Annotated in this window: 10 protein-coding genes and 1 pseudogene; 1 reads left to right on the top strand and 10 read right to left on the bottom strand. The window is 34.4% G+C overall.

Annotation, left to right across the window (positions count from 1 at the left end):
* Positions 1-8: 8 nt before the first annotated feature.
* The 8 genes and pseudogenes from QMO11_RS05480 to QMO11_RS05445 form a co-directional block, all read right to left on the bottom strand.
* Positions 9-9,068, bottom strand: coding sequence for a T9SS type A sorting domain-containing protein (locus QMO11_RS05480; protein WP_282036388.1), 9,060 nt, complete (start codon positions 9,066-9,068; stop codon positions 9-11).
* A gap of 28 nt (positions 9,069-9,096) precedes the next feature.
* A complete protein-coding gene (locus tag QMO11_RS05475; RefSeq protein ID WP_282036387.1) occupies positions 9,097-9,732 on the bottom strand; it encodes a hypothetical protein in 636 nt (211 codons plus the stop codon).
* Between the two features lie 814 nt (positions 9,733-10,546).
* Positions 10,547-10,747: pseudogene (locus QMO11_RS05470) on the bottom strand (transposase); the annotation flags it as partial.
* 370 nt (positions 10,748-11,117) lie between these two features.
* The gene (locus QMO11_RS05465; protein WP_282036386.1) at positions 11,118-13,355 is read right to left on the bottom strand and encodes an NADP-dependent isocitrate dehydrogenase; all 2,238 of its coding nucleotides are present in this window, start codon (positions 13,353-13,355) and stop codon (positions 11,118-11,120) included.
* 182 nt (positions 13,356-13,537) lie between these two features.
* Positions 13,538-14,086 (bottom strand): hypothetical protein, encoded by a 549-nt coding sequence (locus QMO11_RS05460; protein WP_282036385.1) that lies wholly within the window; start codon positions 14,084-14,086, stop codon positions 13,538-13,540.
* 77 nt (positions 14,087-14,163) lie between these two features.
* Positions 14,164-15,264 (bottom strand): DNA polymerase III subunit gamma/tau, encoded by a 1,101-nt coding sequence (locus QMO11_RS05455; protein ID WP_282036384.1) that lies wholly within the window; start codon positions 15,262-15,264, stop codon positions 14,164-14,166.
* Positions 15,265-15,424: 160 nt separating this feature from the next.
* Complete coding sequence (locus QMO11_RS05450) at positions 15,425-17,200, bottom strand: hypothetical protein (protein ID WP_282036383.1); 1,776 nt, start codon at positions 17,198-17,200, stop codon at positions 15,425-15,427.
* Positions 17,201-17,225: 25 nt separating this feature from the next.
* Positions 17,226-20,288, bottom strand: a complete 3,063-nt coding sequence (locus QMO11_RS05445) for a tetratricopeptide repeat protein (RefSeq protein ID WP_282036382.1) — start codon at positions 20,286-20,288, stop codon at positions 17,226-17,228.
* A 219-nt stretch (positions 20,289-20,507) separates the two neighbouring features.
* Between QMO11_RS05445 and QMO11_RS05440 the strand changes: the two genes are divergently transcribed.
* Positions 20,508-21,233: a cell division ATP-binding protein FtsE gene (locus QMO11_RS05440; RefSeq protein WP_139314954.1), complete on the top strand. Its 726-nt coding sequence runs from the start codon at positions 20,508-20,510 to the stop codon at positions 21,231-21,233.
* A gap of 5 nt (positions 21,234-21,238) precedes the next feature.
* On the opposite strand, the gene QMO11_RS05435 is transcribed toward QMO11_RS05440, so the two are convergent.
* Together QMO11_RS05435 and QMO11_RS05430 are read right to left on the bottom strand one after the other, a co-directional pair.
* On the bottom strand, positions 21,239-21,889 hold the full coding sequence (locus tag QMO11_RS05435) for an RNA polymerase sigma-70 factor (RefSeq protein ID WP_282036381.1): 651 nt from the start codon (positions 21,887-21,889) through the stop codon (positions 21,239-21,241).
* Between the two features lie 396 nt (positions 21,890-22,285).
* Complete coding sequence (locus tag QMO11_RS05430) at positions 22,286-23,953, bottom strand: T9SS type A sorting domain-containing protein (RefSeq protein ID WP_282036380.1); 1,668 nt, start codon at positions 23,951-23,953, stop codon at positions 22,286-22,288.
* Positions 23,954-24,132 lie beyond the last annotated feature (179 nt).

Genomic DNA, 24,132 nt, shown 5'->3' with positions numbered 1-24,132 from the left:
CTGTTTTTTTAGTTTTTAATAAAACGCTCAACAATAGTTTTGTCACCAGCTGTAACCTCAAGGTTAAAGTAACCTTTGCTAACGTTACTTAAATCAATCTGTTTATCAGAGCTAGCATCAGCCTCGTAAGTATATGACCCGAAAAGAGTACCAGATACATCGTAAATCTTCACATTTACATCGCCTTCGTAATTAGCAAGCTTAAGATTTACAAAATTAGTTGCTGGATTAGGATAAATTGATGCTTCGATCTCAGTATCAGGTTCAGTAGATGCTAATTCACCAAATGTAGCTTCTAATTTACATCCATCTGAACTATTTGGTGTTGCAATAACTGAATATTGAGCATCATCGTAAATAGTAATTGAACTTCCTGATTGATTGTTCATACGATTTCCGTTACGGAACCAAACGTAACTGTACGATCCTGAAATAGTTGTTTCAACTTCAAGTACATTACCGTACGCAACAATTTCTATCATACTTGGACTAACTTCAAATGGTAATGACTCTACAGAACAAGCTTCTTCTCCAACCTTTTGCGCAACTATTGCAGCAGTTACTCTACCCGATATTTCAGAAGAAAGCTGCATTGTGAAACTACTGCTACTTGTTGCAACATATGAGTTACTTAAAGTCTCACCAGTTTCGTAGTTAATGATTGAATAAATTGCATTTGTTGTTACACTCGACACAGAAACTTTAACCATTTCTGGATCACAAATTTGAGATGCCTCTGGAACTGATGGTTTAGAATAAATCTCAACACTAACAGCATCAGACATAGGACTTACACAACCAGCTTCGTTCTTTACTTTTACATAGTACGAACCTCCACCATTGGTTAGCGATAGTGTATTTACATCTGAAGGATAATCTGTCATTGGGTAAGAAGTATTGTTTCTATACCAAATATATCCAGCAAAATCTTCTGGTGCAATTAAAGTATACTCACCTTCTCCTTCACAGAATTGAGATTCACCATCAGCAGTTAACATTGGTTTCTCAACTCTTGGCAATACTGTAACTGTAGCGATATCGTACTCACAATTACCGTTTCTAAAACGGGCAGTATAGGTACCTTCTGTTGCATTGCTTACATAGCTCTCTGAAGAGACAGTATACCCATCTTTGTACCAAGTGATGTTCGTTCCGTTACTTTGCTCATCTGCTGTTGAAACTTTTAAGCTAGCACCATAGCAAACTTGCATATCCTCAGTTACCTCAGTATAAGAATTTACAGTTTCATGATTTACAAACATCACATACTCAGGAGTAAACTCAACCGTAACTAGTAATTCTTCAAATATTTTAGCACAGTTTTCGTCGTTATCCCAAACAGCTTCAACATATAGTTGCTGCATGTCTTTCTCAAAGGCTTCTGTAGTAAATGTTACAGTCGAACCTGTTCCAACCACAGTGGCAAATACCTCATTTGAAACCTCATCCTTAAGTAGGTAAGTAACTTCTGCCTGAGTGTTATACATTGTTAACTCGCCCACATTATCATCGCCACATAAAGAAATGTTAGTTGCAGACAATGAAATATCATTAAAAGTATGTAAATCAATAGCTACAGGAGTTGATATGGCACTTACACATTCTTTGTCAAATGCAACATTAGATACTTCAACTTGATAAACTCCTGATTCATTAACTTCAAGAGTTTGGTTATAAGTATACTGCTGTGAACCATCTTTGTACCAACGATAGAATGTGTACCCTTCTGTTGCAGTTAATGTTACTGTTTCAGTTTCACAAGTAAACTCTTCTTCAGGCATTGTAACAGTAGGTTGTTCTGGAACTTCGTATATTTCGATAGCGAATGTTACTGGTTCTAGTAAACTACAGTTTTCATTTAAATCATACTCAATAGTATAATTACCATTAGTTGAATAATCATTGTAGTAAGATGAAGTTGCTACCGTAGTACCATTACGTAACCATTTTGTAGAAACCGAATTCCAAGCACCATCTTTATAATAACCAAAGTAGAAAGTATAAGGATAAGTACCTTCGCATACTTCAAATAATTGAGCTTCCGTAATAGGCTGTTTTACACTATTTGTACCATCGGTATAGTGAATAGCCGGAATTGGATTTATATAAAATTTAGCTTGTTCATTAGGTATTTCTGTAACACATGTAAATGAATGATCGTTAGCTTGAGAAGTAACTTGAACCTCTACAGTTAACTCTTCTGTAAGTAGACCTAAGTTAATATCTAAAGAAGATCCATTATAATAAGGGAACGTTTCTTTATCCATAAGGTCTTCATCCTCTGTATCTACAACAACAGCATCTCCAACAAGCTCACCAGTTACATAATTACGTAGCTGATAAATAAAGTGCTCTTGCACCCCTGAAATAGTTGCAATACGATCAGCCTCAACGCAATTACGATTATCTGCGCTTAAAGTAACATTATTAATTTCAGCTACTTTATATAAGCTTGCAGTCATACGACTTGACTCACCAGATATAGACACCTCATAATCTGATTCTTCATATAATTCAGAAGCAGTTTCATCTTTAACATCAAATTCAAATGTCTGATTCTCGCTCTCGCTGAAATAATCAACTGTATTTAAATGAAGCGTGATAATACCTGAACCTTCTGTAATACTAGTCCATACAATATCTTCACCTTCTAGATCTTCATAGTAACTACCATTTGTAGATTTTAACTTAAGCTCTGCATCTGCTCCAAATTTACCTTTAATACTATAAGTTAAATCAAGTACACCACCTTCACAACCTGGTGTATATACCACATCCTCAATGTTAATTTTTTGAGATGATACAAATTCACTAACAGATTGAGAAATAACTGGAGCGTATGTATAATCAGTAGACATATACTCAAGCGCAATGTTAGATAAGTTAAATGACTCTTTAAACTCTTCAATTCTCCAACGAAGAAGAGCACCTTCGATATTAGCTTCAGATGGAATAGCAATTCTTTCTTCTTGACTCATGTTTTCTTCATCGAAACGCTCATCAGGATAAGAAGCCATTGCAACGTAGGTATAACCACCATCAATAGAATACTCAAGAACTACTTTTTGATTATCAGTAACAGCTAATTCTGTTGCAGCTATATCAAATTTAACAAAGGCTTTATCTGTTAAATCTAATTCTGATGTAGTAGTTAATGTAACACGTGTACCTTCAGAATAATTTGGAAGATTAATTCTACTCTCTTCAAAATCATCAGAACTGTTAAGTACTTTATCATCTATTGACTCATATTTTTCGCCAACAACACCAACTGCACTCTTCATTGATACTACAATCTCGAATGTACGATTTGCACCACCAACAAATGTAGGTATAACAACATTGTTAAATTCAGTGCTTCCTTGTTGAGTAGCTAATAACCACTGATCACCAATTTGATCTGTTAATACTAGGTTATAGTAATAATCGGCATTCGGCGTGCGATCAGAGTTTTCGTAAACACCAGATACACTCACTGTGTTACCTGCATAGATTACTTCCTCTTCGTTAACTACTGTTTTAAGAACTGGGTTGTAAACATTAATTGAACCAGCATATGATCTTAAATCACCATCTTCATCCAATAACTCCTCGTATACATACTCACCATTTGCAACATGTACGTACACATTGTAAGTGCCACGCTCAATATCGTTAGGCAATGTAAATGTAAATACAGTATCGGCCGCTGAAGCAATCATGAATGGCTCTTTTATATAATCTTCGATATAGAAAGAGAATTCTGTACCTTCAGGATAGTTTACAGCATCTGTTGTATAAGTAAACTGTGCTTCATCAGTTGGGAATAATACAGGTTCAAAACCATCTTCATCGCTCACAAGTTCGAAAGTATAATCAGAAACTAATGGTTGAAGAATGTTAACTTCCTGAGATCTAAACTCTTCCTCAGCATCATCATTTACATTAATACTTGGTTCTACAATATTATAAGTACCATAAGTATATTTAAAATTATATACAGCCCACATTTCTTCGTCTGCATCAAAACTTGTTTCTTGAGCAATACGGAACTGAGTAGCAGAAGACAAATATTCCTGAGGTACATCTACAGTAAACACTCTCCATCCTGTTACAGGAAGGTAACCTTGATTTCCAAATTGAGATTGATCTTCACTTATTTTTAAGAAAGTAAAGTTTTCTCCATCAATTGAAACTTCTAACCTAGGTAAGGTTGCTGGGTTTTCAGTAATAGAGTTCGTTGCATATTCAAAAGACAATGTCATATTATTCATACCGAATAAATCATATGCAGGTGTTGTTACTGATCTGTTACCTTCTGCATTCATGTACCAATAAGAATAATCATAATCAAAATCACCTCCTTCAACGATTAGCTCTTTGTTTTCAATATTTATAGTAGTTCCAAATTCGATAGCATCGCCAATATATGGGTATAGTTTTAATTCATAGCGCTTAGCTTCTTCTACCGAATTAGGTATCTTAACAGCTATTGAATCTCCAATTAGTTCATCAGCTATTTCAAGCACTTGTCTTTCAATTAAATCATCTGATCTGTCAAACAACTCAAGTACACCTGCCATTTGAATATCCTCAGTCCACTGACCATGTAATTCGTATTTAACTACAGCTGTATCAGCTAAATAGAAATCGACACTTGTTAATTGCTCAGCATTTAAACGACGCAAGGTTGGTGTAGTTTCGTTAATAAATAACAATTGCATTGGATCCCACTCGCGTGTAGAGATATCAACATGCGAATTTTGAGCCCCTTCAGAAGGATATTGATAAAGCACCTCTCCTTCTTCATCTACAATAGTAGCTTTAACTTTAATATTATAAAGCCCAGTAGTAACATCTACTGAATCTGCTAAAGTAAAATCAAACTCTTGTGTTGCAGCGTCAACTGTTACAGTATGATAGCCGTCGTTATTGTTACATGGTAACATGAACTCAAACATTGTGTTTGCTGGCCACTCAATACCTCGTACTAACTCACCTTCTTCGTCATAAACAGGTTTCCAATCTAATGTAATTGTTTCCCCTTCATGAACCTCTGGTAAAAAGCTATTTTCATTATCATAATCGAAGCTAGTTACCGACAATTGGTAAGCATCAAAGTTGATATATGGTGCATACTCATCATTCTCGAAGTAATTAATTTCGCGCTCTCCAGGTAAACGAAGTACATAATCCAATAGATTATTAATTCCAGAAAGGTGTACATTACTCACTCTCCAAGTATTAATATCAGCTCCTGCTACTACATCTTGTATAAAACGTATATAATTACCTTCAGATAGATACTCTACAGGCATCTCTACTTCGTAAGAGTGTGTTCCTGAGGCATCAAGGCAAGCCAATGAAGCATATTCTGATTCAGGAATCTCTATACTTGTATAAGTTTCTCCATTATCACTTGAAATTTGAACCTTTGGTAAGGTGCTCTCTGTTGGATATTGGATGCTTGCGTAATAATCAAAAGATAAAGTAACTGTTTCATTATAATCAGCTAAATTTTCAAGTTTCTCAACTATTACAATAGAACGCTGTCCTTCTTTTGAGAAATAAAAATCATATCCATCAGAATTAATGGTATATCCATATCCTGTAAAATCACTTGTTACAAACGTTTTGTCAATATCTGAGATTATAGCCTCTTCATCAGCTGGATCAAAAGCAACAATTTGAACATCAAATTTGCTATTCAGATCAAAACCTGCCTCTGTTAAAGCCGCGCTTGTAGGCATTGTTACTATTCGATTTACTAAACCAACGCTAGAATTAATATCTAACATAATATACTCAGAACCTTGCTCAAGATAGATAGCAAACTTAGCGTCGCCCTCTTCTATAGCAAAGGTAGAGTATTGAAACTCCATTTCTTGGGCTGAATAAAACTGTGAGCCATAAAACTCATTAATATCAGAAAGTGAAACTGTTGGATAAGCAACATTAATTTCTTCTGCTGCAGATATAACTTTTCCTTGGTAAGGAGTAATTACTCTTAACTTGCGTAGATTAACATCTGCATCATAAGTAATTCCTAATTTACCACTAGTACCTAATAAATCTTCAGGAACAGCGATATAATCATTAAAATTAATTACGGATGATTGATAAACATTGCTAGAAACAATTGGATTTGTTGAAATTACTTCCCAATCAGAAATATACGGATAAATATAAGCATTATCATAGCTCTCAGATTCTGTTTCCGTAATTACTGTAACATCAGTTAAATACTTTGAGCCTGGTAGTGCCGATGAAAAATCGTACCACCTGTATTCATCATCACGAAAATGCGAAGTTTGATCTTTGTATGAATAACAAGCAAAACTATCCTCACACTCTTTTGGTAATAATGCTACTCTTATACTAGAAACATCACCAAAATAAGCAACTGGTAATTCACCTGCTATTGTACCTGTTGTTCCAGAAGTAAGCTCTTGTTGTGCTATACTCATCCACTCAGAACCATCAAAATACTCTAATGATAAATAAGCGATATCGCTACCAACATTACCATCTAATTTAAATGCTACCTCAATGGTTTTGCCTGCAACATTAAATTCAGTATCATTATCAACAAGATCGTTAGAAACAGATGTAATTTCAACCGAAGGAGACTGAACAGTAAACGGTGCAGATGCCTTATTAGAAAATCCGTCTGCCACAACACTTACAAATAAGTTTTTAAACCCTCCGTTATCAAATGGGATCTTTACATCAAAATCACCGTCCTTTAACTCTTCTAAAGTTTGTAAAAACCTATTATCAACAACATAACCATTATCATCGTAGCTTGTGTAAGTAACTTCAATATATGCATAGTCAGGCAATACAAAGTCAGAGTCTACATCCTTAATAGTAAATGTTACTTCATCACCAGGATATATCAGCTGATTATTGGCATCCTTTAACTCTACGGCCATTGTTGGGGCAGCAATCGAAACATTTGCAGAAACAGGGTTCTCAATAATATTACCCCCTCTACCAGAAATAAACAAATGGAAATTTCTTAACTGCCATGTGTTAATATCTTCACGATTATTATCCGTTATCTGACGGGCACGGAATTGTGTTGTTTCAGAAACAATACTCTCATTAAGACTAAACTCAAAGTATTTACCTGCTAAGCCAACACCATCGACTCCACCTAAGGCAATATTATCACCAAGTTGTGTCCATGTAATACCATTTGTGCTATACTCAATAACAATATCACTACCTGTAGTAGGTACTGCTTCGTTTAAACGTGTTATTGTTGCAGATAATATGGCATTACTTGCGTTAGTGATCTCAATAGGTAGAGTTGTATATTGTCTTGTACCTGATAAGGTAAAATCAATATCGTTACCAGCAACTGAATTAGAACCCATTAAGTTTTCCGCATCAAAGAACATTTCTGTGGTAATAATATCATCGTATCCGTTAGAACCTTCAACAATTTCGTCACCCTCAACTAACATTGCATCAATTTTCATCACCTGACCATAATACATTTCAATGTCACTTGGTATTACGTATTTAAAATTCAATTGATCATTTGCTAAATCAGTAGAAGAAGGTATTACTTTTTGGTATTCACCTGAAGTCCCTTTTACAAATAAAGATAAACCATTGAAGTCATCAATATTTTCAATTTCCATTTTGAATTCTACCTCTTCTCCAGGGTATTTATCACTGTTATTTACAGCAGAAATACTTTTAACGGACGGTACTGGATCAGTATTAACATGTTCTGATACAATTTCAAAATCGCCTAATTTTTGCGTGTAAATTGCTTGAATAGCCTCTCCTTTTACAATTGACATAGAATTTATTGTAAAAGAATTACTATTGGGCGTTAGAGCAGATGCATCGACCTGACGGACACGAAACAATGTTGCTGATTTTAAAGCTGCAGCTGGTAGTTCAAATGCATCAGGGAAGTTTGATGTTGGGAATATTTCGCTTACATCTTCAGTACCATTATTATACTCTAAAGCGGTAAAAGAACTACCTCCATTTGTTGAGTACTCAACCACAAGAGGATAAGTTTGTGAATTTTGCAGATCAAAATCAACAACTAAATTTACATCTCCTTCTATTTCAGTATTTAATGCAAAAGCATTAGTAGTTAGGTAACGGTTACCACTTTTAGTAAATGATATAGGGAAATCAACAACTGCTTCTCTATAGTTTACTGTTATTGTCCAAGTTCCATTATCAACCTTATTAAATGAAGTTCCACATCCTCCAGTATCAGAATTTGAATCCCAGGTTCTATATGCATCCATTTCAAAAACAATAGCGCCACCTGCTGTTACACCATTAGCGATATCTAACGAACGAGTGTAAGAATACGTACCTGCACTATTTCCTGTTCCAGAAGAATAAGAACTTTCGCTTAAACCTCCTGCAGTAATACATGAAACCTTAGAATATTGCTCACTCATATAAGCACCATTTGTAGCTGTCATAGAATAGCTAACATCTGCACTAGTAATCTGAGCCCCTTCCGGTATAGAAACTACTAATTGAGCCTTTGGGAAACACGGCGTTTTCAACTTATGATACGTAGGTATATGTCCTTTTGTATAAGTACTTGTTGCACTACCAACCACATAAACTTCAGACGTTTCACCTCCAACAAGATCATTTATATCATCGGTATAATTCAATTCACTTAAATTATCGAAACGACCTGAAAAGTGACCTGCAAATACAGAATACTCCCCTACCGTATTAATCAAACCGTTTAAAGAATGTGACGACCAATTTGTGTCGAAGTATTTAGTATCAATGATTTGTTCTTTATTTAAATCAGATGCATCATTGCTCTTATTATAATAAAGATAAAGAGGGTCTCCATTATCTAGGCCAACAAAGTTTTCTAAAACAGCTTTAATTAGTGTTTCCCCTGCAACGTATTGATAAACTCGGTTATAATCGTCATTATCCGGCTTGGAATCAGCAGGGTCTGAGCTTTGACTTGCATCAATGCTAAAATTTTGCGCATAGGAATTGTTATGTACTGCTCCAAATAGCAGAGCACATACCATTAACAACCTACACAGCTTAAACGTGTAATTTTTGTTTCTCATGATTTTCTTTTAAAAATTAAGTAAAGGTTTAAAACGCAACACCAATACGTAGCATACTACTTAATGTTGGTTTAAATTGACGCATAGTAGTAGAAGAACTCAACACTTGTTCGTTCCATTTTACTTCAGCGTAATTAATGTTTAAAAACTCGAATCCAACTTCAGCTCCTACATAAAAATTACTACCTTTGATAAAGTAGTCGCCACCAGCTACTAGGTTAACTCCCCAGGCATTGAAGCCTCTTGAATTCTCGTAATCATCTACATCCCAGGCGCCATCAACAGGAGCTCCAGCTTCTGTATCAAAACTTTTTTCTTGCGATGCATAAATAAAATCTACACCTATAAAAGGTATAGCATTCTCACTAGCCGAGATATGATACTCAATACCAGGCCTAATCTCAAAGTCAGCCAAATTCTTTACCGATTCTGCGTTATTTTCCTGATCGCTTACAAAAAGCATATCAGTGCCAATGCTCAAACGAGCTGCAAAATCAGAAAAGAAGTAACGTGCTTTTAAAAACGAGGGCGTGAGTAACGCCTCGCTGTCCACAAATGGCGATGTTCCAATTTCAAATGAAGCAGTACGATCAGAATTTCCTTGCGCAAATACTCCAATGGAAAAAATTAAGAACAACGCACCTGTTGCAACATAATTTCTCATAAAATAGATTATAATTATTAATAATATAAATAACGCGACAAAAATATTACAATTATGTTATATTCAAAATAGAATACATACATATAAACGATATTCATCATTATGGTAGTTTTTTTTAATGTGGTAAGTAACTATACATGGGCTTTCATAATGAAAATACTTTTTATGTGTTATACAACATGTATTTTGGCTTGATTATAACACTAACCTTTTGTTACTATTAAGCCCGTAAACACAGCGCTACAGAGATTTATCCGTAACTCAAAGGAGGTTATTTTTATATGTAAAATTAATTGGATAAAACTCAATATATATTTTATATTAATAAACTATCTAATTTGACGAACACAAAATTGGCAGTGATAAATAAACATAATCACTACACTAATCTCATATTTTACACAAATTCCCAGTGAACATAATATATGTATTTAAAGGACACTTATGTACATACTGTTATGTAAAAGTTACCTACATTAAAACTATTTCTAATAAAAGTGACTTAGGAATAATATCGCAGACTATTAATAGCTTTGCAAAATCATATGATCGTTATACAGCTTTTGTTGATAGGCTAGTAATAGAATTTTAAGGATGAATTTGATTAAAAGGATATACTCAAGAGAAAATAACTTTTTTGAAGGGATAAAAAGAATAATTAACCTGAGTTCGATCTAATACCAATTATATTTTAAAGTGAGCCTTAAATTATTTTGTGTATTTTTAGCCTAGCAAGGCGAAAAATTGAGGCATAGCATGGCTACAGTGATATTTTTTAACGATGGATAAGTTAAAAAGGACGAAAGAATAAGGCTCATTTTAATGTAGTATTGGTATAAGTAGCCTTATTAATATGGTCATCACCTATGATGTATATATTTACAGAGAGCCTCTTAGGTAAGAAATAATATGCTATTAAACTGGCAATTAAATTTGCGAGAAAGTTTTCAAATGACCTGTGTCTTGTATGTTCAATCTGACAGATATTTTTTAGTTCATCATTTACCGTTTCAATGAAAGTGTAGTTTGAATCCGTAAAACCATCCAATTGAGCATTAGCCTCTCTGAGCGCGGTCTTCAAATACCTTATTCTGCTTTTCTCTTTTAATATAACATGCTCTATGGGGATTGAATTTTTGCCACTATATATTTAAAAGTCGGACACACAAATACAACAAATGCTTTATTTATTTTCTCTTCAAATAGAACTTTTCTTACGTCGAATTCACGTTAATTAAATTCATCACCATCAACAGTGTTTTCATTACTACCCATTAGTTATATATTAAACGACGAACGCCCCAAGGATAACCTTGAGGCGTTCAAAAATATTGTACTTACCATATATGTAATTATATATTGGTCCAAAATGAATTTATCAACTTTTATAAAGCTGCTAACAAACTATTAAATGTTGCACTTGGTCGCATTGCTGCAGAAGTTTTCGCATCGCTTGGAAGGAAATATCCTCCACAATCAATTGCTTTACCTTGTGCCTTATTTAGCTCTTCTACAATTACTGATTCTTTAACTTCTAATTCTGTAGCTAATTTTGAGAATCGAATTTGTAATTCAGCATCTTCAGTTTGATCAGCTAAAGCTTGAGCCCAATACATAGCCAAATAAAAATGACTTCCTCGGTTATCTAGTTCCTTCACTTTACGTGAAGGCGATTTATCATTTTTAAGGAATAATCCATTGGCTTTATCGAGAGCCTTAGCTAAAACGATTGCCTTTTTATTATCAGTTTTAATTCCAAGATCTTCGAGAGAAACAGCTAAAGCTAAAAACTCACCCAATGAATCCCAGCGAAGGTGTCCTTCTTCAACAAACTGTTGAACGTGCTTAGGAGCAGAACCTCCTGCACCAGTTTCGTATAATCCACCACCCGCAAGAAGAGGAACAATAGAAAGCATTTTAGCGCTAGTTCCTAATTCAAGAATTGGAAATAAATCTGTTAAGTAATCACGCAATACATTTCCTGTTACTGAAATTGTATCCTCACCTGCTTTTACACGTTTTAAAGTATATTTTATAGCATCAACTGGAGTTAAAATCTGGATATCTAAACCTGCTGTATCGTGATCTTTTAAATACGTATTTACTTTTGCAATAACAGCCGCATCATGAGAACGCGCTTCATCTAACCAAAAGATAGCAGGATTGCCGGTTGCACTAGCTCTATTAACAGCTAACTTAACCCAATCCTTAATCGCAACATCTTTAGTTTGACACATGCGCCAAATATCTCCTTCTTCAACAGCATGCTCAAAAACAACATCACCTGCATTATTTACTACTTTAACAGTTCCGTTTACAGGAATCTCAAAAGTTTTATCGTGCGAGCCATATTCCTCGGCTTTTTTAGCCATTAAACCAACGTTTGAAACGTTACCCATTGTGGTTACATCAAATGCTCCATTGGCTTTACAAAAAGTAAATACTTCTTGATAAATACCTGCATAACACCTATCCGGAATTAAAGCTTTGGTATCCTTAAGGTTTCCATCTGGTCCCCACATTTGTCCTGAAGTACGCAATGCAGCAGGCATAGAAGCATCAATGATAATATCACTAGGTACGTGAAGATTTGTAATGCCTTTATCTGAATTTACCATCGCCATTTCAGGACGTGTTTTATATACATCTTGAATAGCCGCTTCAATCTCAGCTTTTTCAGCTTCAGGTAAGCTAGCTATTTTAGCGTATACATCGCCTAATCCGTTCTTTTGATCAACACCAAGCTCAGCGAATTTATGGGCATATTTTGCAAAAACATCTTTATAGAAAACGGTAACCGCATGTCCAAACATAATTGGATCAGATACCTTCATCATAGTAGCTTTTAGGTGAAGAGATAATAATACATCTTCATCTTTTGCTGCTGTAATTTCTTTTTCGAAATACGCACACAAAGCTTTTTTACTCATTACAGAACCGTCAATAACTTCGCCCTCTAATAAATCAGTACTTTCTTTTAATACTTGTACTTTACCTTCTGCATGTAACTCTATTCTAACTGAATCTGCTTTTGGTGAAACATATGACTTCTCACTTGAATAAAAATCACCTTCAGTCATATGAGCTACGTGAGACTTAGAATCGGCACTCCATGCACCCATCGAATGCGGATTATCTTTGGCATATTGCTTCACTGCAGCAGCTACTCTACGATCAGAATTTCCTTCGCGAAGAACAGGGTTTACCGCACTACCTAATACCTTTGAATAACGCGCTTTTATTTCTTTTTCTGCATCAGTTGTTGCTTCTACAGGGAAATCAGGAATATCATAACCATTATCCTGCAACTCCGCAATTGCTGCAGTTAACTGAGGAATAGATGCACTAATATTTGGGAGCTTAATAATATTGGCTTCAGGGGTTTTTGCCAATTCTCCAAGCTCAGCAAGGGCATCACTTTGTTTTTGCTCAGCTGTTAATTTCTCAGGAAAGGTAGAAATAATTCTTCCTGCTAAAGAAATATCTTTTAACTCTACGGCTACTTCTGCAGCCTCGGTATAAGCTCTAACAATTGGTAAAAAAGAATAGGTCGCCAAGGCTGGTGCCTCATCTGTTTTTGTGTAAATTATTCTTGAAGTCTCTGTCATAATCAATTTTATCATTTGTGATGTTTCATACCTGAAAACATCGTTTTATATAGACTTATTATAGTTTATCAATCTTATAATATTTCTGGTTTAAACAATATCAAACCAAAGAATTAACAAGTAAATTTAAGAAGGGTTCAATATACAATCAAGTATAAATGCTCCAATATTAAATTATAAATACCTGTGTTGTTTAATTACTCAACATCAAGATTAAACTTCTTTGTTAACTCGAGTAACATTGGGTTTTTCTTTAGCATTACTTTTGCTTTATCTGCTGCGGTAAATGCTTTTCCATCATTACTATTATCTAATACCAACTTTGTTTCTAATTGCACATTGGCATTTTGTAAATGATGCCTAAGATGCTGCAATATCAAGCCCTTATTGGTTTTTATTTCGTTTTCTTGAGTTACATTTTTTAAACTCAACTCAATATTATTCCCTTCGATAATATTTGGAACATGCACAGCTATAATACTAGCAAACCTAGGATTTTTCTGTTCTATGCCTCTTCCAAATTTCAACCAAACATCGCGCAATTGGTCCTGATTAAAAGCAGTACTCCAATTAGGATCAACAAATAATTTACTGGTTAGAACCTGCTTACTTTGATTAGGATTTACTTGCGGATTAGGGGCGGGCGGATTATTGCTTAAGGCCGCCTTTAATGAAATGGTTTTTAATGGTTGACGTGTTACTTCTGGTTTATTTGCTTTTACTGCGGGCTTAGCAGGTGTTCGCACACCTGTGGCTTGAGTACCGGTTGCAGCCTTTGGGGCTTGCTTTGTTCCGGAACCGCGTTTTAACTCAGCCTTTTTCTTTACTTTTTTTCAGTTAATATCCGGGCAACTTTTAAGAGGGAGAACTCAACATGTAACCTCTTATTTTTTGCTACCCTATATTGTAAATCGCATGCATTTACTATTTCTAATGCATCCATTAAAAAATTTACATCACACTTGCTGGCCTGCTCGCCATATCGTTCTTTGGTTTTAGTACCAACATCCAATAATTGTATTGTGGCCGGATCTTTACAAACTAGCACATCTCTTATGTGAGAATTTAAGCCCGATATAAAGTGATGGGCATCAAAACCGCGTTTCAATATTTCATCGAAGAGTAACAACACATCGGATGTATTCTCCTGTAAACAAGCATCGATCAATCTAAAATAGAAATCGTAATCTAATACATTTAAATTATCAATAACTTGTTGATAGCTTACCGACTTCCCTGAAAAGGCAATGATCTGATCAAAAATAGATAGAGCATCACGCATGGCACCATCTGCCTTTTGAGCAATAACCGTTAATCCCTCCTCTTCTATTTCAGCAGATTCACTTTTAGCAACATATTTTAAATGCCCTACAGCATCTTCAATAGTGATTCTATTAAAATCGTAAATCTGACATCGCGATAAAATCGTAGGTAGTATTTTGTGTTTCTCAGTTGTAGCTAAAATAAATATAGCATGCTTTGGTGGCTCTTCTAAGGTTTTAAGAAACGCATTAAATGCTGCCTGAGATAACATATGAACCTCATCGATTATATAAACGCTGTATGTTCCTATTTGAGGGGGAACACGTACTTTATCAATTAAGCTACGAATATCTTCTACTGAGTTATTAGAGGCTCCATCAAGCTCATGAATATTGTACGACCTATTTTCGTTAAACGAGATACACGACTCACACTCATTACAAGCTTCGTGTTCAGGTGTAATATTAGAACAGTTGATGGTTTTAGCAAAAATACGAGCACAAGTGGTTTTTCCAACACCTCGCGGACCACAAAATAGATATGCATGTGCTAACTGACTTCCTATTATCGCATTTTTTAATGTGGTTGTTATGTTTTGTTGTCCTACTACTGAAACAAATGTAGAAGGACGGTATTTTCGGGCTGAAACAATATAATCCATAGTATATTTTTTGCTGAATGCAAAGATAAAATATTTACTGATTGAAACAACGGATACATTGATTTGACAAGCCTGTAATTCGGAAAATTACTCTTTAAAGAAACCGAATCTCACTTTAGCAGCTTAAACCACTTTTCTTTAACTTAAGTAAATGAGTTTTTTAGAAACTATAACCTACCCCTACATGCATATTAAGGCGTTGCATCGGGTAGCCATTCCATTGGTAATACTTTGATGCAAACATATTATTAATGTTAGCAAATACATTCCATTTAGAACTGATGAAATACTGCCCTCCTACATTAAAGTCATAAACAGCAGCTAACTCTTTAGCTTCATTAGTTGCTGCATCATAAGCATATCTTTTACCTTGAGTATTCAAGCCGATAGTAATCCAAAGATCTTCCATTGGAGAAAAGTTTGCACGTGCATTTATCTCAACTTCTGGTTTATGCCAAGCGTATTCTAAATCATTTAAGTTCCATCCATTGTATTTTGCAAAAAACAACACATTTAACTTTTTAGTAGGCTCATATTTCAATTCACCTGAAGCACTAAACAAATTACCATCATCATACACAACATCAAATAAGTTGGTTTGATGAGTAGATTTTAGAACATTAGCATCCTCTGGAATAAAAGTACTATAAGATCTATTTACATAGAAATGCTCATTAGTAAAAACAGAATGATCGACACGCGCTACAAAACTTACCGATGAGCTAAAATTTCCTTTTACACCACCAAATAAATGTAAGCCATGAAAACTATTAGCCACCATTTGATCCGATGCTATAAATTGGTTTTCGCGCTGCATTTTTTCGTAATTATTTACAAAATAATCTCCTTTTACACCACCAAAAGCAGTTACGATACCTTCAGCAATAACTAAATCACCCTCGATATGAGGTGCAATATTAAAATCATCGCCAACATTTTCACCATCAACTCCCGTTTGAGCAAACATATCAAATCCTATCCTAATGCTACCCATATCGAATCCGTATTCGATATTAGGAGACAAGTTAGCAACAGTCATTTTGCGTTCGTTAAATTGATAAATCTCGTCAGAATCAGGAACTGAAGCACCAAAATAATCAAAACCTCCATCAATGTTTACCGATAGGTTTTTAGACACAAGAAACTTAACATCACCCTGTATTCCTATATTTCCTTCGCTCACACCAGTTACGTTTGAGAATGTACCCAGATTTAGTTTAATGCTATATGGAGTATCTTTACTTTCTATTTCTTTGTTATTAAAGCCAAGTGTAGTTTTAAAACCACTTAAGCGTTGTCTATCATCATGCAATAAATCACTACCTAATACATTATTTCCTATGTTACTGGTGTATGTTGCCGCTTCATCAATAGTTTGATATCCATAGTATCGGTATACATTATGTAAAAAATCAGCATCTAAAGAAAAGGTGCTCTTTTTCAGAAAACGACGAAAATACATTGATGCATAAGTATCGTGAAATGGTGCTTCTGATTTAGTATCATCCTCTAATGTTACTTTGCCCATTGAAGTGGTATGCGCCACATTTAATCCTAATGCATAATCTTTCGACCTTAATATATTATAGTACAACTCACCATTAACAGTAGTGTAATTTCCTAAACTACCTTTGGCATAAGACTTATCAAGAATCGTTTTATGTTCTGGCTTTAATTTAGCTGCTGTAATTGGCTCAATACTTATACCCGATGACATTGCTTTGGTGAGTATTTCGTAATCAAAATCCATGTTAGGCTGATTACTGTCATCCTCAGCATTGGGTAGCTCATTTATTTTAAAAGCATCAGATATAATAGGCGTATATTCTCGCACTACTTTCACATCTTTATTTACATCATCTTGAGCAAATAGATTTGCTGATAAAACAATGAAACAAATTGAGATTGATATTTTATTGATGTATGTTGAATTCATAAGGATTTTATTACAATAGGTCAATTTACTGAATAGTGATACTGTCTGATTTTAGCTCGCTAACTACTGCCATTTTTCTTTCCAATAGTTTCAAACGCTCCTTAACCATTGGTTTAATATCATCGTCGGTTGCTTGATAGTTTTCATTAATACTTTCGAGGTATTGCTTAGCTTGAAAATACTCTGAACCCGATTCATATATATCAGATAGAAGAATAAAGCATCGGGCTAACCAATACTGATGCGAAGTGCCTTTGTTTGCAAGATCGAACACCTCATTCTCAGCCTTTTCTTTTTCACCTTTTTCGAAATAATAATTGGCTACAATATATCTTGATTCAGCGCCCTCAGCACTTTGCGGACTCTCAGACAATACCTTAAATTCTTCAATGGCTAATTCTTTCTGACCTTTATTTAATAAAGCTTTTGCTTTTAGATATCTTGCCTCGCGTACAATTTCAGCAGCTACCCTATTATTAAGCATTAACTTATCGGCAGCTTCAATACAATCGTTGTAATTGGTTAATTCGTTATAACAGCGCATTACTCCAATTTGAGCCTCTACCTTATTTTCGGCAATCTCTGCAATACTTTCTAATTCTTTAAAAGCCTGAAGGGCATCCGCAAATTTTTGCATCCCAAAACTAATCTCGCCTTTGCGTAATAAGGCATCTTCTGAAAAGATATTTTTGCCGCGCTGAGTAACATTTGTAAAGGCCTGTAAAGCTTCTGCTTTAGCTCCTTTTTTATACAAGCAATCAGCTAAATAATAATTGGCGTTTGTTTCAAATAAACCTTGAGGATATTTATCGAGGTATTTTCTGAAACTTGAAACGGCTGCTTCGCTATTCCCCTCCATATAATATTTTTCAGCAGAAACATAACTTAGTGAATCTTGCTCACGAACATCAATTTGTGCAAAACTACCCAAGCCTTTTGTATATTTTACGTATCCATTTAAATCGTTACGATCCATGTAAATGTTTCTCACACCTTGCAACGAAGCCTGAGCTTCTTCAGAATTTGGATACTCATTTATCACTCTTTTATAAAAGGATAATGAATTATTATAATCGTTATTATTATAGTAAACCAAACCTAATTGTAGCATCGCCTTTTTACTATAACTACTTGATGGGTACTTTTCTTTAATTGTTTTAAATTTTCGAATCGCATCATCATATTTCCCAATAGTTACATAAGATTGCCCCATTTCATATAAAGCATCATCTACATAAGGCGAACTTGGATATTTTTGAACGATATCCTGAAGCTCTGCAATTTTAGCATCGTGCTTTTTCAAAATCCCTAAAGAAATAGCCTCTTGATACATTGCATAATCGGGAGATGATTTAGAAATAGAAGCTCCTTGGTTATAATAAGAAATTGCGGTATTAAAATCGCGCTGTACAAAATAGCAATCTCCAATTCGGTTATAGGCATCACCAATGGTCCTTGATGATTTATCTTTTTCTAAACTGATATATTTTCGCCACCACGATTGAGCCTCTGTATAATTTTTCTGTTTAAACTCGGCGTAAGCAATATTATAATGTGCCAAATCGAAGTGTCCAGTATTAAAGCTTCCCGGATTTAAAATATACGTATTATAATCAGCAACTGCAGCTTCGTATTTTCTTAAACGATACTTTGCTTCGCCCCTCCAATAATAAGCTTTAAGTTCTAAATTATGATTGTATGTTTTGTATTTTAAACTGTACGAAAAGTAATCTATCGCATCAGCAAAACGAAGGTTTGTAAATAAATCTATTGCATGAAAATAAGCAACGCGCTGAAGCGCCTCGTATATACGCGCATTTTTCATTTGAATATTTTCGAGAGCATCTAAGGCACTTTTGTAATTTTTTGTGGTTAAGAATACTCTACCCAAATAATCGTATGCTAAATCAATTTTATCGCTATTCGGAAATTTCTCAATAAAATCGAGAAAAGAATTGATGGTTTCGTTAAACGGAGAAAACGATAATTCATAGTTTAATTTAATGGTATTAAACAAAGCATCCTCCTGAATATCTTTATCAAAACTATATTTTGATGCAGCATCAAATGCAACACGTGCACGCTTCTTCTCATCAGACTTAATATAACAATCTGCCAAATGATAGAATGCATTTTGAGACATTTCATCAGCTTCGCCCGTTACACGAGATAAATTATCAGCAGCTTTTGAATAATCCTTCATATAATAGAAAGAGAAACCAAGGTGGTAATAATCCTCGCGACGTGCCTTTGACGACAAACGAATGGTTTCTTCGAGATACTCTATTGATTTGGCATATTCTTTTTTCGCAAAATAAGCTTCGCCAACAATACGATACATATCTGCCTTGCGCTTGTTACTGCCATTATCGAGCATAGGCAAAGCGTATTCTATGGCCTTATCATACTCTTTCTGAAGAAAGTATATTTGTGCAATATAAAATGGAACTACCTTTGAGAAAGATGGAGAATCGTTAAGCTTATTAAAGCTCTTTAATGCAGTGTCGTAATTTTCTTTGCGATATTGTATGTGCGCGTAATAATAATTGGAAGCTTCGTAATATTTACCATCTATATTCTTCAGATCGTTAAAATAACGATTTGCCACATCAAATTCTTCTTGCTCAAAATGACAATAGCCTTTCTTAAATTTATATTCTTGAAGAGTTTCTTTATCGAGACTTCTAGAGTTTACTTTTTCGAACTGACGAAGTGCAGAGCGATATTTTTTGTTCTTTAATTGAAGATCTCCTAAATGAAAATACGCATAATCCTTTTTATTACTCTCGGGGTGATTATGTATAAACTTCTCAAACAAATAAGTTGCGTCATCGTTCTCAAGTTCTTTAGCACATAAAGCTCTGTAATATTTTGCTTCGGCATACTGATTGGTTTCTGCATCGCGCCAATTTTTCAAAGCTTTTTCAAACTGATCGCGTGCCGAACCATATTTTCCAAGACGGTATAATTCTACACCTTCATCAAATAAATTTATTGGCTGCACAACGCCCAATGATTTTTGAGCTTCTATATTACTGAATATTAAAAGAGTGAGAACTATTACGGATAGCTGCTTAATGTTTATCATTCAATATAAGATTAAAGTCATTCTATTCTTCACTATGATAACGATTATCATAATGATTTATTTTTTAACGGCGCTAAAGATATAAAAGTTTTATTAGTATCCACGTTGATTAAAGAGCTCTATACAGTCATATTTAAACCTATTAATTTAGGGAGGATGAACGCGAATAATCCTAATTATTTTTATATTTTCACAGCAGAATTTAATTAAGCTTTAAATATGAGCAAGCAAGCAGTAGCTATAGAAAACGACAACCAAAATATTGTTGAGTTTAAGAATACCCTAATCAGACACAGCGAAAATATTATACTCAAGGATGTTAACCTTGAAGTAAAGCAAGGTGAGTTTGTTTATTTAATAGGTAAGGTTGGTAGTGGAAAGTCGAGTTTACTAAAGGCCATGTATGCCGAATTGATGCTGCATGAAGGTTACGGCTTTGCTGTTGGTTATAAATTAAAGAGTATTAAATCGAAACAAATCCCCTTTTTAAGACGAAAAATGGGTATTATTTTTCAAGATTTTCAATTATTGAGTGATAGAACAGTTTATGAAAACCTGAACTTTGTTTTAAAAGCTACTGGTTGGAAAAATAAAAAGGAAATGGATATCAGAATCCGTGAAGTTTTATCACAGGTAGATATGGTTCATAAGGGTTACAAAAAGCCACACATGTTATCAGGTGGCGAACAGCAACGCATTGGTATTGCTAGAGCTTTATTAAATGAGCCAGAACTTATTTTAGCAGATGAGCCAACAGGTAACCTTGACCCAGAAACTACTGATGATTTAATGAAATTATTACACGAGATTTCCTCGTTAGGGAAAACAGTGATAATGGCTACCCACAACTACAATATTATTAAAAAATACAAAGGAAGAACTTTGCTTTGTCAGGATGCTAAACTAAAAGAACCTGAAACAAGTGAACTAGAACTAGATAACTAATTTAACTAACTCAGCTGTTGCCATATTAATGGAAATAGCAACAAATAATCCTTTAGCTCGAGCTTTAAATGTTTTAATGCTCGGGTCATTCGGGCCTCAACAGTTTTTTTACTGATTCCAAGTTTATCGGCTATCTCAGCATTTTTTAGATCTTCGAATCTACTCATCTCAAAAACAGTTCGCACCTCTTCTGGTAATTTATCTAAGGCTGCTTCTATTTTAATTTGTAATTCATCGGCAATCATCACTTCATCACCAATACGTTGTAATGATTGGTATTGCATTTCCAATTCATGATGCTGTATAATATCATAATGCCTTATCGCCGTTTGCTTGTTCCTGATAAAGTTGAGACTATTGTTTTTTACAATGGTATATAAGAAGTTGCGAATATTAGTATTGTCGTTAATACTCTCCCTTATCTCCCATAATTTTAAAAAAGCATCTTGCACTATTTCTTGTGCATGCTGCTGATTATTTAAATATTGCAATGCTAGGTGGTATAAAACATCGTAAAACTCAAAGTATATAGCCTCGTAAGCATGCTTATTACCTCGCTTAAGTGAAACTAAATCAATTTTGAATGGAACTAAATGCATATCTAAAAATAGGTGACTAATTAAACTATCAATACTAATATTTACACAAATTAACATCTATTTGTAAATAGAATCGTGCCTGAAGGTTTATATAATGTACCTGCGAGTCATGAATACAATTATCTTCTCACTATTTTTAATGATTTCATTAACGAATACCTCCCTTTCATTTAGCAAGCCAATATTTCACTAATGCATATTAATCTCATCAACATGTAAGCTGATATTTCAATGTGGGAGTACAATCTTATCAAGATATTTCCACTCCTTTCTGCATTGGATATTACCCTTTCAATAAAATCTCTAATATTTCAGGTTGATACCCAATATTTCACTAAACCTATAGTCCTTTCGCGACTTGCAGAGCTTTTTTTGATGAAGTTTGCCTGTAAACAATAAAAAAACCTCAATAGAAATTATTCCATTGAGGTTTTTATTACGATAAGTATTAGACTATTTTATCTGAACTTTTTCAATCACTTTGGTTTCATTACTTACAATTTCAACAATGTATAAACCTTTGGCCATATCGCTTACATTAATTGTAGTTAAGCTTGAACTATTAGTCAAAACTTTAATTTTATTACCCGAAATAGAATATATAGTAATTGTACTTCCTACAGGCGAAGCTACATTAATTAATGCGCTTGCCGGATTAGGGTATATTTTATAATCAAAATCCTCGTTTCCATCTACCATTGTAGCATCATCAGCAGTTAATGGTACAGTAAAATCAGTGCTGGCATCAGAAACTGTTATGGTTGATGTAGCATCATAAAACCCATTCTTTGTAGCTGTATAAGAATACTCTCCTACTTCAAGCGCATCTGTTGTGCACATACCCTGATTATCGGTTATGTAGTTTTGATTATTAATAGACACAGACGCTCCTGATACAGGATTACCATTGTCGTTTCTTACCAAAGTAAAGGTTACAGGGTGAGCCTCTGTTTTCACAAACGAAATATCATCGATATACATACTGCCTACATTTGTACCTACTACTTTAGGTATATTAAATGTCATAGCCATTTCTGTTAAAACAGGCTCACCAACTACTACATCATCAGGGTTATAGTACACCAATTGTGTTAACTCAACCCACTCATCTCTTGCTATATCATTAGGCAACTCCCACTTTATAGTTTGATAACCAGATCCAGAGGCTGCTTTCACATTGGTTAAGAATTCGCTAAAATACGTTTTATTACTCTCTACAAATACTTTTAAAGATGCAGCATAATATGACCCGCTAATTACTTTAAAGTAACCTCCTTTTCCTGAAGTTGAAGAGACAGGCAATTTTGTATCTTCTGCATAGTCAGGATCTGCAATCACTTCTAAAGCATAAGCTCCAGTAGCTACTTCATCAGTACTTAGCATTGCGTGAGTTCTGTGTTTTTCATTAATCCACCAAGAATCTGGCCCATACTCAAAACCAAAATAAGAGTAATCCATAATAAAATCAGGATTATCAGTGTCAATTGGATCTTCAAGTTTTATATCATCAATATATATATAACCTGCTCCTGAGTTTGGACGATAATCTCCTAAGACACGAAGCTGTATCTGCTTTGGTTTTTCTGCTTTTGTACCTACTGTTGGTATATTTATAGTAGCTCTAAGCGTAACCCAAGCATCACGAACGGTAACACTTGATAAATCCCATTGCGTTTGCGCCCATACATTTGTAACACCATCATCATAATTATCCTTAGGGTCAGAATAAATAGTTTTTATTTTATCTATAATGGTATTGTCTCCAGATGGTATATAAACCTTGAAAGATAACACATAATCTCCTGGAATTGTTACACTTGGTTCTGAGCCTATTTTTGCTGTAGCACCGCAGTCAGCACGCCACTCCTTATCTGCATTAAGCGAATAATCATCTGACCCAATTTTTAAACTATAAGTACCTTCTGATGCAAACTCATTACTTTGTATCATATGATTATTAGCATCAGCCGTAATCCACCATCCAAAAACTAAGTTTGATCCATCTCCATTAATATCAGCATCTTCAAATCCATAATAATCTGATTGCAAATATTGTGCATTAGTATTTACCGAAAGTAACAATAATGCCATTGCCATTACTAATTGTAATTGTTTGTTCATAGTATAATTTTTACTTATTCAACTTTACGTTATACACAAATTAACACTTGATATTTTGTTAATATGTATAGCTGAATAAATACCGTGTACTTAAGAATAATCACACTTATACACTACTCACAACCTATTACTTACAAGCAAAAGACAATAACAATCATTTCCTTTTACCAAGCAAAATA

The sequence above is a fragment of the Saccharicrinis aurantiacus genome, from assembly GCF_947489045.1.
Classification (GTDB): Bacteria; Bacteroidota; Bacteroidia; order Bacteroidales; family Marinilabiliaceae; genus Saccharicrinis; species Saccharicrinis aurantiacus.
The sequence above is the reverse complement of the archived record's forward strand: the minus strand, read 5'-3'. Positions and strand labels throughout refer to the sequence as shown.